Annotated in this window: 11 protein-coding genes; 7 read left to right on the forward strand and 4 right to left on the reverse strand. The window is 63.4% G+C overall.

What is annotated here, in order from left to right:
- On the reverse strand, positions 1–251 hold a 251-nt coding region (locus AC1DWF_RS26060), incomplete at its 3' end, for a TIGR02300 family protein (RefSeq protein ID WP_476842212.1).
- A 172-nt stretch (positions 252–423) separates the two neighbouring features.
- Between AC1DWF_RS26060 and aroA the strand changes: the two genes are divergently transcribed.
- The 6 genes from aroA to AC1DWF_RS26090 all read left to right on the forward strand — a co-directional run bounded on the left by aroA (position 424) and on the right by AC1DWF_RS26090 (position 7,502).
- Entirely contained in the window at positions 424–1,764 is a 1,341-nt protein-coding gene (gene aroA, locus AC1DWF_RS26065; RefSeq protein ID WP_476789617.1) for a 3-phosphoshikimate 1-carboxyvinyltransferase, read from the forward strand.
- Positions 1,765–1,800: 36 nt separating this feature from the next.
- The gene (locus AC1DWF_RS26070) at positions 1,801–2,502 is read left to right on the forward strand and encodes an SDR family oxidoreductase (RefSeq protein WP_476786450.1); all 702 of its coding nucleotides are present in this window, start codon (positions 1,801–1,803) and stop codon (positions 2,500–2,502) included.
- A 20-nt stretch (positions 2,503–2,522) separates the two neighbouring features.
- Positions 2,523–3,161 (forward strand): (d)CMP kinase, encoded by a 639-nt coding sequence (gene cmk / locus AC1DWF_RS26075; RefSeq protein ID WP_476842213.1) that lies wholly within the window; start codon positions 2,523–2,525, stop codon positions 3,159–3,161.
- A gap of 171 nt (positions 3,162–3,332) precedes the next feature.
- Positions 3,333–5,030: a 30S ribosomal protein S1 gene (gene rpsA / locus AC1DWF_RS26080; RefSeq protein ID WP_476786452.1), complete on the forward strand. Its 1,698-nt coding sequence runs from the start codon at positions 3,333–3,335 to the stop codon at positions 5,028–5,030.
- 201 nt (positions 5,031–5,231) lie between these two features.
- Complete coding sequence (locus AC1DWF_RS26085; RefSeq protein ID WP_476785133.1) at positions 5,232–6,188, forward strand: MBL fold metallo-hydrolase; 957 nt, start codon at positions 5,232–5,234, stop codon at positions 6,186–6,188.
- Between the two features lie 174 nt (positions 6,189–6,362).
- Positions 6,363–7,502 carry an alpha/beta hydrolase gene (locus tag AC1DWF_RS26090; RefSeq protein ID WP_476785134.1) on the forward strand — a complete coding sequence of 380 codons (1,140 nt, stop codon included), beginning with the start codon at positions 6,363–6,365 and terminating at the stop codon, positions 7,500–7,502.
- 57 nt (positions 7,503–7,559) lie between these two features.
- Here AC1DWF_RS26090 and AC1DWF_RS26095 read toward each other — a convergent pair whose 3' ends face one another.
- Genes AC1DWF_RS26095 through AC1DWF_RS26105 form a run of 3 tightly spaced genes read right to left on the reverse strand, consistent with a single transcriptional unit; the run spans position 7,560 to position 10,522 of the window.
- Complete coding sequence (locus tag AC1DWF_RS26095; RefSeq protein WP_476785135.1) at positions 7,560–8,267, reverse strand: SDR family NAD(P)-dependent oxidoreductase; 708 nt, start codon at positions 8,265–8,267, stop codon at positions 7,560–7,562.
- A gap of 33 nt (positions 8,268–8,300) precedes the next feature.
- Positions 8,301–9,878 carry a 5-guanidino-2-oxopentanoate decarboxylase gene (locus AC1DWF_RS26100; protein ID WP_476785136.1) on the reverse strand — a complete coding sequence of 526 codons (1,578 nt, stop codon included), beginning with the start codon at positions 9,876–9,878 and terminating at the stop codon, positions 8,301–8,303.
- Complete coding sequence (locus AC1DWF_RS26105) at positions 9,875–10,522, reverse strand: TetR family transcriptional regulator C-terminal domain-containing protein (RefSeq protein WP_476785137.1); 648 nt, start codon at positions 10,520–10,522, stop codon at positions 9,875–9,877. Before AC1DWF_RS26105 ends, AC1DWF_RS26100 begins: the two co-directional genes overlap by 4 nt.
- Before the next feature lie 272 nt (positions 10,523–10,794).
- Between AC1DWF_RS26105 and AC1DWF_RS26110 the strand changes: the two genes are divergently transcribed.
- Positions 10,795–11,313 (forward strand): ATP-binding cassette domain-containing protein (locus tag AC1DWF_RS26110; protein WP_476842214.1); only part of this gene is annotated, 519 nt, incomplete at its 3' end.

Raw genomic sequence — 11,313 nt, forward strand, 5'->3', positions numbered from 1 at the left:
TCGGCAGCCTTGGACTCTTCGTCGGCGTCCTCCAGGGAAACCACCTCAGGAGTATCCTCTTCGGCGTCGAGCTCCTTGGTCTCGACTTCCTCTTCTTCCTCGATGACGGCTGCAGCCTTGCCGTCGTCGAAATAAGAACGCGCATAAGTCTTGCCCGTATAGGGCGAAACAATCGGGTCCTTGTTCAGGTCATAGAATTTGCGACCCGTCTCCGGGTCGATACGCTTTGTGCCAAGCTCGGATTTTGCCACGTCAGGCCTCGTTTTCTAGATTTTCGTCCCCTTAGCCCCAGTTGGTGGCGCTGTCAAAGCCAAATCCCCGGCAAGGGCAATGGGGGATGACCCTTATCGCAATCGATGCTACGACACCGCCGCAATCTTTGGGAAAGCCCGATTTCTTGGGCATCCCGCACGAGGAACCATCATGTCGCATCAAGCTGTGCCACAGCCGGCCGTCGCCCGGAAGTCGAAATCCCTGTCTGGAACCGCCCGCGTGCCCGGCGACAAGTCGATTTCGCACCGCTCCTTCATGTTTGGCGGCCTTGCCTCAGGCGAAACCCGCATCACCGGCCTGCTTGAAGGCGAAGACGTGATGCGCACCGGCGACGCGATGAAGGCCATGGGCGCGCATATCGAAAAGCGCAACGGCGAATGGATCATCCAGGGCACCGGCAATGGCGCGCTGTTGCAGGCCGAAGCACCGCTCGATTTCGGCAATGCCGGCACCGGTTCGCGCCTGACCATGGGCCTTGTCGGCACCTATGACATGGAAACCACCTTCATCGGCGACGCTTCGCTGTCGGGCAGGCCGATGGGGCGCGTGCTCGATCCGCTGCGCCAGATGGGCGTGCAGGTCATCAACGCCGCTCCCGGCGACCGCATGCCGCTGACGTTGCGCGGCCCCCGCCAGGCGACGCCCATCACCTATCGCGTGCCGATGGCATCCGCCCAGGTCAAGTCGGCGGTCCTACTCGCCGGCCTCAACACGCCGGGCATCACCACCGTCATCGAACCGGTGATGACGCGTGACCACACCGAAAAGATGCTCAAGGGATTTGGCGCCAATATCGAGGTCCAGGCCGACGAGCAGGGCGTTCGCCACATCTTCATCGAAGGCCAGGGCAAGCTCACCGGCCAGATCATCGCCGTTCCCGGCGATCCGTCCTCGGCCGGCTTCCCGCTGGTGGCAGCGCTGATCGTGCCGGGCTCCGACATATCAATCGAAAACGTTTTGATGAACCCGACCCGCACCGGCCTGATCACTACGCTGATCGAAATGGGCGGTTCGATCGAGATCCTCAATCGCCGCAATGCCGGCGGCGAGGACGTCGCGGACCTGCGCGTGCGCGGCTCCGAGCTCAAGGGCGTCAAGGTTCCGGCCGAACGCGCGCCGTCGATGATCGACGAGTATCCGGTGCTCGCAGTCGCGGCTTGCTTTGCCGAAGGCGAGACGCTGATGCAGGGTCTGGAAGAGCTGCGCGTCAAGGAATCCGATCGCCTCGCAGCCGTTGCGCGCGGGCTAGAAGCCAACGGCGTCGACTGCACCGAAGGCAAAACCACGCTGTCGGTGCGCGGCGTGCCTGGCGGCAAGGGCCTCGGCGGCGGCACGGTGAAAACCCATCTCGACCACCGCATCGCCATGAGTTTCCTTGTCATGGGGCTGGCTTCGGAAAAACCTGTTACCGTCGATGACCAGGCGATGATCGCGACGAGCTTTCCGGAATTCATGGGCCTGATGGCCAATCTGGGTGCTGAGATCGAATAGGGCGGTCGCCCAGGGCAAGGCGGAGGAGTGAGAAATATGTCTGACAAAGTAGCGATGATCGTCGGCGGCGGCAGCGGCATGGGAGCTGCCGCGGCCCGCAAGCTGGCAGCTGACGGCTATTCCGTCGCCGTCCTGTCCTCATCGGGCAAGGGCGAGGCGCTGGCCAAGGAACTCGGCGGTCTCGGCTTTACCGGCTCCAACCAGTCGAACGACGACCTCAAGCGCTTCGTCGACCTGACCATGGACAAATGGGGCCGCATCGATGTGCTGGTCAACGGCGCCGGTCATGGCCCGCGCGCGCCGCTTTTGGAGATCACCGACGAGCAGTGGCACACCGGCTTCGACGTTTATTTCATGAACGTCGTGCGCGCAGTGCGGCTTGTTGCGCCTGTTATGGTCGCCCAGAAGGGCGGCGCCATCGTCAACATCTCGACCGCCTGGGTCGGCGAACCGGCGGCGATGTTCCCGACCTCGGCCGTGGCACGCGCCGGCCTCGCCGCCTACGTCAAGCTCTTTGCCGACCAGTATGCCCCGCACAATGTCCGCATGAACAACGTGCTGCCGGGCTGGATCGACAGCCTGCCGCAGACCGACGAGCGCCGCACTGGGGTGCCGATGCAGCGCTACGGCACCTCCCAGGAGATCGCCGCGACAATCGCGTTCCTCGTATCTGACGGTGCTGCCTACATCACCGGCCAGAGCCTCAAGGTCGATGGCGGCCTGATGCGCGGCGTCTGACGAAGGGTCCGCGCCAAGACATGCCGACTTCCATCACCATCGCCATCGACGGTCCCGCGGGTGCGGGCAAAGGTACGCTGGCCCGCCGGCTCGCCGACTATTACCACCTCGCTTTGCTCGACACCGGGCTGACCTACCGCGCGGTGGCGCAGATGCTGATCGAAAAAGGCTGGCCGCTCGACGATGTGGCCCATGCGATCGAGGCGGCAAAGCTCGTCGATCTCGGCCATCTCGACCGCAAGGTGCTTTCGGCGCATGCCGTCGGCGAAGCCGCCTCAAAAGTCGCCGTCATCCCTGAAGTGAGAAAAATTCTGGTCGAAAAGCAGCGCCAGTTTGCGCGCTCGCCGCAAGGGGCGGTGCTCGACGGCCGCGATATCGGCACTGTGGTCTGCCCCGACGCCGACGTGAAGCTCTACGTCACGGCCAGCGCCGAAGTGCRCGCCCAGCGCCGGCTGGCCGAGATCGAGGCCAATGGCGGCAGGGCCGATTTCGCCGGCATCCTGGCCGATATCGTGCGCCGCGACGAGCGTGACACCGGGCGCGCCGACTCGCCATTACGCCCTGCTGACGACGCGCACTTGCTCGACACGTCAGAAATGGATATAGAAGCCGCGTTTTCCGCAGCCAGGGATATCGTCGATCGGGTCCTTGGAAGTTGAAGATACGGCTGAAGTCTCAGGGCTTCGCCACTTAACCGACCTGTCCGCATTCTTCTTGCGCCGATTTGCCGCTTTGGGCGGCCAAGGGCTTTTTGCCCGGGATGTCGGCAGGCCAACGCAACGCTAACCCACGGCGCCGCTCCCGCTAGCCGGGACGCACCAGGAGATCCAATGTCACAAGCTAATCCATCCCGCGACGATTTCGCGAGCCTGCTCGAAGAGTCCTTCTCGGACGGTCATTCGGGCGAAGGCCAGGTCGTCAAGGGTATCGTTACGGCCATTGAAAAAGACATGGCCATCATCGACGTCGGCCTGAAGGTCGAAGGTCGCGTGCCGCTGAAGGAATTCGGCGCCAAGGCCAAGGACGGCCAGCTGAAGGTCGGCGACACCGTCGAAGTCTATGTCGAGCGCATCGAAAACGCGCTTGGCGAAGCCATGCTGTCGCGCGACAAGGCTCGCCGCGAAGAGAGCTGGGTCAAGCTCGAAGAGAAGTTCACCAAGGGTGAGCGCGTCGAAGGCGTCATCTTCAACCAGGTCAAGGGCGGCTTCACCGTCGATCTCGACGGCGCTGTTGCCTTCCTGCCGCGTTCGCAGGTCGACATCCGTCCGATCCGCGACGTCACCCCGCTCATGCACAACCCGCAGCCCTTCGAGATCCTCAAGATGGATCGCCGTCGCGGCAACATCGTCGTGTCGCGCCGCACCGTTCTCGAAGAGAGCCGTGCAGAACAGCGCTCCGAGATCGTCCAGAACCTCGAAGAGGGTCAGGTTGTCGAGGGCGTGGTCAAGAACATCACCGACTACGGTGCGTTCGTCGACCTCGGCGGAATCGACGGCCTGCTGCACGTCACCGACATGGCATGGCGCCGCGTCAACCATCCGACCGAAATCCTCAACATCGGTCAGACGGTCAAGGTGCAGATCATCCGCATCAACCAGGAAACCCACCGCATCTCGCTCGGCATGAAGCAGCTCGAGAGCGATCCGTGGTCCGACATCGGCACCAAGTTCCCGATCGGCAAGAAGATCACCGGCACCGTCACGAACATCACCGACTACGGTGCGTTCGTCGAACTCGAGCCGGGCATCGAAGGCCTCATCCACGTTTCGGAAATGTCGTGGACCAAGAAGAACGTGCACCCCGGCAAGATCCTGTCGACCACCCAGCAGGTCGACGTGGTTGTGCTCGAGGTCGATCCGGCCAAGCGCCGCATCTCGCTCGGCCTCAAGCAGACGCTCGAGAATCCTTGGGAAGCTTTCGCCCGTAACCACCCGGTCGGCAGCGAAGTCGAAGGCGAAGTCAAGAACAAGACCGAATTCGGTCTGTTCATYGGCCTCGACGGCGACGTCGACGGCATGGTGCACCTGTCCGACCTCGACTGGAACCGTCCGGGCGAGCAGGTCATCGAAGAGTACAACCGTGGCGACATGGTCAAGGCTCAGGTGCTCGACGTCGACATCGACAAGGAGCGTATCTCGCTCGGCATCAAGCAGCTCGGCCGCGACACCGTCGTCGAAGCCGCGACCTCTGGCGAACTGCGCAAGAACGCCGTCGTCACCTGCGAAGTCACCGGCATCAAGGATGGTGGCCTCGAAGTTCGTCTCGTCGAGAGCGGCATCGAGACCTTCATCAAGCGTTCGGACCTGTCGCGTGACCGTGACGAGCAGCGCCCAGAGCGCTTCGTCGTCGGCCAGAAGGTAGACGCCCGCATCATCGCCTTCGACAAGAAGACCCGCAAGCTGCAGGTCTCGATCAAGGCGCTGGAAATCGCTGAAGAGAAGGAAGCAGTCGCTCAGTACGGCTCGACCGACTCCGGCGCTTCGCTCGGCGACATCCTGGGCGCAGCCCTGAAGAACCGCAACAACTGAGCTAACAGCTCATTGTCGTGAACTGAAAAACCCCGCCGGAGCGATCCGGCGGGGTTTTTTCTTGGGGCTGCGCGGTAAGAGCCGAGAGCCTCGGTCGATCATAATTTGCCGCAGGCGGCAGCCGACCGGTTCTCGGCGTCACCCATCGGCGCTATAATCCTTCCTCGGACGGGCCGTCAGCCTCCAAAGGAGGGCCACGTTATGAACGGATCTGACACTTCGCGTCCTACCTTCATCACGCTCGACCGCCGGCGCTTTCTCGCAGCCGCAGGCGCCCTTGTCGCTGCTGGCATCCTGCCGAGGCGGGCGCTTGCGCTCGCTGGGCCATACACCTTCAAGCAGGGCGCGCTCGACATCACGGTGGTAAGCGACGGCCATCTGGTGCTTCCAACCAGCATCCTTGCGCCCGACGCGCCACCTGACGCGGTCAAGCAGCTCCTGGATGCCGCCGGCATCACAGGCACGGAAATCAAGCCCGAAACCAATGTCACGCTGATCCGCTCTGGAGCGGACACGATCCTGTTCGACACAGGATCCGGCGCGAACTTTCAGCCCACGGCCGGCAAGCTGGTTGAAAATCTCGCATTGGCGGGCGTCAAACCCGACGCCATCACCAAGGTCGTGTTCACCCACGCGCATCCCGACCACATCTGGGGAACGCTCGGCACGGACGGAAACCTCACATTCCCCAAGGCTGCCTACCATGCGGCCGCGGCGGAGTGGAATTTCTGGATGGACAAGGACCTTGTCACGAAGGTGCCCGAGGGCATGCAACCCTTCGTCACCGGCGCACAGAAGAATCTCACGGCGGTGAAGGACAAGGTGACGATGTTCAAGCCTGGCGACGAGGTCCACGCCGGCATCAAGGTGCTCGACACGCCCGGACATACGCCCGGTCACGTCTCGTTCGAAGTGCCCGGCGATGAAACGCTCATCATCGTCGGCGATGCCGTCGTTGCGGTGCCGATCGCCTTCCCGCACCCCGAGTGGCGTTTCGGTTTCGACACCATCCCCGATCTTGCTATCCAGACTCGCAAGACGTTTCTCGACCGCGCCGCCACCGACAAGATTAAGATGCTCGGCTTCCACTGGCCTTATCCCGGCATCGGCTATGCCGAGAAGAAAGGCACCGGCTATGGGTATGTAGCCGCGAGCTGAAGCGTCGCCTCTTGACCCGCCCGGCACCTCGGAAAGGTCATAAGTGATGCCATAATGCTTCACGGCGCGTCCGAATGCATCCAAAGCAACTGTTATCGGTGCCTACAAGGTTGCCGTGGGTAGTATTTGCTGCTCTTAGGTCTGCAAGACCTGTCCCGCTTGCAGAGCCAGTTCATGCCCAAGTTGCGTTTTCTAACGTTCGTAATGGTGTTTCTGGTCCTTTCGGGTTGTGCCGGCAGAGCCGTGCTCGGCCTCGGCGACAGCAAAGAGGGCGAGTCGGCGGTTGTGGTGCCGATCTACGTGTCGACGATGCGCGCGCGATCGGATGACCTGGCGCTGCCTTTTTCGTCGGCGCGGGCGAAATCGCTCAACTTCGCCAAGTTCGAGATCGGCATCCCGAAGACCCATGTCGCGGGCAAAGTCGAAAAGAGCGACCGCTCTCCCGATCCGGCGCGCAATTTCCTCGCCCGCAGCTTCCAGCCTATCGACGGAAAGCAGCAGTTCGTCGACGCTCTAGACGCAGCGCTGGCGAAACGCCCGGAGAAAGAGCGCGAAATCTTCATATTCGTCCACGGCTACAACAACAATTTCGCCGACAGCATCTTTCGCAACGCGCAAGTCATGAACGACTACCACCTCAAGGCGGTCGCGTTGCACTATGCATGGCCCTCGGGCGGCTCGCTGCCGCTCTACGTCTACGACCGCGACAGTGCCGCCTACAGCCGCGACGGGCTTGCCGAAACCATCGAGATCGCCACCCGCACCAAGGCTAAGCGCATCGTCCTGGTCGGCCATTCGATGGGGACCTATGTGGTCATGGAGGCGCTGCGCAGCCTGGCGCTCAGTGGCCGCAGCCAATACATCAAGCGCCTCGGCGGGGTCATCCTGGCCGCACCCGACATCGACATCGACGTGTTCCAGAGCCAGGTGCGCGACATCGGTCAGCTACCGCGTCCCTTCACCATCCTGGTGTCGCGCAAGGACAAGGCGCTAGGCGTTTCGGGAAGGCTCACCGGCGGCCATCCGCGCGTCGGCAGCGGCGCCGATATCCAGGCGCTGCAGGACGAAGACATCACGGTTCTCGATACCTCCGATCTCGATGGCGGCAGCCACGACGTCTTCGCCAGCTCGCCAACGCTCATGGCGCTGGCTGCCAGCGGCGCGCTGAATCGCGATATCGGTGCTCGTGGGGAAGGCGCTCAGGCCGAAACCATGCTCGCCGACAGCACCAACATCATCACGGGTGCGGCCTCGCTGGTCATCTACCTTCCGGCAAAGCTGCTCGGCGTGCCGAATGGCGGGCTCTTGCACTAAGCGGGACGGACCTCAGATCTCGATCCCGCAGCGCAGCGCCCCCTATCGCGCGATCCGCTAAGCTCGCCCGTAAAGTGCCGCCACGGTGCCGCTGGTGACCAGATTGGCCGGCGAGGCAAGCTGCGCAATCGAGGCCGCCGCAGCTTCCAGGCTGACCCATTTGGCGAAATCCGCCTTGGGCATGTCGTCGCGGTTTGCCTTTGTGTCGAGCGTGGACGGCGCCACCGCGTTGACCAGTATGTCGGCGCCCTTCAACTCCTCGGCAAGCGCTGCGGTCAGCGCTGCAACGGCCGCCTTGCTCGCCGTATAAGCCACCATGCCGCCGCCCTTGCGCGGCTCGATGCCGGCACGCGCGGAGACGTTGACGATGCGGCCGCCGGCCTTGCCGGCAAGCATCGAGCGGGCAGCAGCACGGCAGCACAAGAAGGCGGTCTTGGCGTTGATGTCCATCATCTGGCCGAACTGGTCGGGATCGACAGTTTCAATCGTCGCCATGTCGAAGCCGCCGGCACAATGGATCGAGGCCCAGAGGCCGGCAATGGCGTCGTAGAAGGCATCGACGGCACTGGCGTCCGTCAGGTCGACGCCGGTGGCGATATGGACGCGGTCATGACCGGCGAATTCGAAACCGTCCGGCGCTTTCGGCCGGCTGACCGGCAGGTGGCAGACAGCGCCTTCGCCGAGCAAGTGCCTGACAACCGCAGCACCCAGCGCACCGGTTGCGCCTGTGACAACGACATGCCGGCCTTCGAAGTTCTTCGTCATGCTCAACTCCCGCGACTAGCCGCGACATGCGGCCTATTCGACGGTGATTTCTATCAGACAGGGTTTTCCCGTCGAGCGCGCTTTCTTCAACGCGCCGGCAAGCGCGGCGATGTCAGCCAAGCGCTCGGCCTGAATTCCATAGGCCTGCGCGATCAGCAGGAAGTCCGGTGGCACCGGCGATACGCCGACAGGTTCGACGCCAGCATCGAGCATCGAGGTTTCGATCTCTCGATAGCCGCGATTATTCCACACCACGAAGATCACGGGCGCATTCGCATCAAGCGCCGCACCCAACTCCGGCAGCGTGAACTGGAGGCCGCCGTCGCCGCTCAGGCAAACGACAGTTGCGTTGGGCGCGGCCAGGGCAGCACCAATCGCCGCCGGCGGGCCATAGCCGAGCGCGCCATAGCCGGTGGCGGCATTGAACCAGCCGCCTGGACGGTCGTGGTCATAGTAGAGATTGGCGGCATAGACCGGCTGGGTGGAATCCCCGACGATGATCGAGCCGGGCAGCGCATCCCGGATGGTCTCGACGGCCCTGACCTGGTCACGCATGGCCGACCCGATTTCGTCCCACGCAGCCTCCCGCGCCACCCCGGCGCGCGCAGCACCTTCGGCCGAGCGCCGTTCGTCACGAAGACCCATGCCCAGCCTCTCAAGAGCCTCACCCGCTTCGGCCAGGATCGAAACGGCGGCCGGCCGTCGCTGGAGTTGCACGCCATCGATGTCGATGCGGATCAGGTTGCTAGGCAGCACAAAGCCGCCGTCGCCATACATGTCGTAGTCGGTCGGACCGAACTCCGTACCCACCGCGATCACAAGATCGGCTTCCGCGATCAATGCACGCACCGCCTTGAGGCTTGGGCTCGCCGGCACGTTCAGCGCATGGCCATGCAGCAACCCGCGCCCGTTGGCGGTAGTCGCGATGGGCGCGTCGAGCCTTTCAGCCAGTGCCTTCAAGGCAGCCTCGGCGCGTTTTGTGCCACCACCGGCCAGGATCAGCGGTCGCTTCGCCAGCCGGATCATGCCCAGTGCTTCGGCAATCGGGGTCTCATCCAACACCTGCGCAATGGCGCGCTGCGGCAGCGGTTTCAGCCCATCCGCCAGCTTGCCCATGACGTCGAGCGGTATCTCGATATGCACCGGTCCAGGCCGCCGCGTCGCAAAAATCTCGAAGGCCTCGGCGATCGCGCCAGGCAGTTCCGCTGCCTCGGTCACGCGTCGCGATAACAGCGCCACCTTTGCCATCATGCCCAACTGGTCGGGCAGTTCGTGCAGGTATCCCAGCCCCTTGCCGAGCGTCGGCGTGGCGTTGACGCCTGAAATCACCAGCATCGGCACGGAATCGGCGCGCGCCTGCGCCATCGCCGTAATCGTATTGGTCAGCCCCGGCCCGGTGATGACAAAGGCAACGCCTGGCCTGCCCGACGCGCGGGCATAACCATCGGCCATGAAGCCGGCGCCCTGCTCGTGACGCGGCGTGATATGGCGGATCTTCGACCGCGCCAGCCCGCGATAGAGCTCGATGGTGTGCACGCCGGGGATGCCGAACACGGTATCGACGCCATGCGCCTCGAGCAATTCGATGAGTGCTTCGCCGATCGTCGTCATGTCACTTCCTCTTGCCGCAATCTCAAGCCAAGCATGGCCTCGACCGAGCCGATGCCGATTTCGGCCAGCTCGCCGTCTCCGAACATGTCGCCGGCCAAACAGCCTTCGACCCACAACCCGTCAATGATGGCATTGATGGCGATGGCGTGCCTGCGCAGATCGCTAGCATGCGCGAGCCGCCCCGCGCTTGAGAACACCTCGGCGACCAATGCTTCGATCTCGTCGCGAAAACCGAGATAGCCGGCGCGATGGGCGGCCCCCAACGCAGGGTCCGAACCCGCCCGGCCGATAAAGCTCGCCCAGATGGAGAAGGTCCTGACATCGATGACCGGGGGCACCAGGCTTGCCTCGACGAATGCCGCGAGCCGCCGGCGCGGATCCTTTTCGACGGTCGCAAGTGCCTTCTTCGCAAGCTCGGTCATGCGTTCCATGATCGTCGCATAGGCCGCCTGCAGAAGTTCTTCCTTGCCGGGAAAATAGTGCCGGATCAGCCCGGCTGTCACACCGGCACGCAGTGCTATCGCCCTGACGGTGGCGCCCTGCAGTCCATGTTCGGCAACGCAGTCCAGGGTCGCCTCGATCAGGTCCTGGCGCCGGCGCTCCTCGCCCTCGCGGCGGAATTTTCGCCGCCCAGCGACCATCATCGCGCGATTGCCTTGCGCGACGGCGCCATGGACAGTGAGCCGTGTGCCATCACCTTCGCATCTTCCGGAGAAAAGTCGGATCGTGCCAATATTTATACACTTGCATAACAACGTCGCAAGTGCCGTAATGGGCACATAAGAAGCGGGAATGGTGCCGTTGACGCCGCAAGGCTTGAGGGTCCATCTTCACCGCCAGGGGACATCGCAGACGCGACCATGAGCAGCCGATTGCACGCTGACGGGAAAACGTACACGCACTGGGGCCACAGCTGATGGCTGCGGTTGATGCAGCCCAGCGCCTTGCCCCAGCCGACGGCGTCGCCGCCGAAGCCATCCATGTCGAGAACCTGCACAAGAAATTCGGCCAGCTGCATGTGCTGAAGGGCGTTTCGCTGTCGGCGCGCGACGGCGAGGTGGTGGCGATCATCGGCGGCTCGGGCTCGGGCAAGTCGACGCTGCTACGCTGCATCAACTGCCTGGAGAACCCGACCAGCGGCATCATCCGCGTCAATGGCGAGCAGATCCGTCTCAAGCCCAACGGTTTTGGCGACAGCGTGCCGGCCGACCGGCGCCAGATCGAGCGTATCCGCTCGCGGCTTGGCATGGTGTTCCAGAGCTTCAATCTGTGGAGCCACATGACGCTGATCGAAAACGTCATCGAGGTGCCGGTGCATGTGCTGGGCGTCAAGCGCGCCGATGCCATCGCCGAAGCGGAAAAACTTCTGGCGCGCGTCGGTCTCGCCGAAAAGCGCGACGTCTACCCGGCCTATCTCTCGGGCGGGCAGCAGCAG

The organism is Aminobacter sp. P4_D5, assembly GCF_056401815.1.

Excerpts from the sequence above, each read along its gene's own strand:
- aroA (WP_476789617.1), top strand. The coding sequence starts at position 424 with ATGTCGCATCAAGCTGTGCCACAGCCGGCCGTCGCCCGGAAGTCGAAA.
- AC1DWF_RS26070 (WP_476786450.1), top strand. The coding sequence starts at position 1,801 with ATGTCTGACAAAGTAGCGATGATCGTCGGCGGCGGCAGCGGCATGGGA.
- AC1DWF_RS26085 (WP_476785133.1), top strand. The coding sequence starts at position 5,232 with ATGAACGGATCTGACACTTCGCGTCCTACCTTCATCACGCTCGACCGC.
- AC1DWF_RS26090 (WP_476785134.1), top strand. The coding sequence starts at position 6,363 with ATGCCCAAGTTGCGTTTTCTAACGTTCGTAATGGTGTTTCTGGTCCTT.
- AC1DWF_RS26095 (WP_476785135.1), bottom strand. The coding sequence starts at position 8,267 with ATGACGAAGAACTTCGAAGGCCGGCATGTCGTTGTCACAGGCGCAACC.
- AC1DWF_RS26100 (WP_476785136.1), bottom strand. The coding sequence starts at position 9,878 with ATGACGACGATCGGCGAAGCACTCATCGAATTGCTCGAGGCGCATGGC.
- AC1DWF_RS26105 (WP_476785137.1), bottom strand. The coding sequence starts at position 10,522 with ATGATGGTCGCTGGGCGGCGAAAATTCCGCCGCGAGGGCGAGGAGCGC.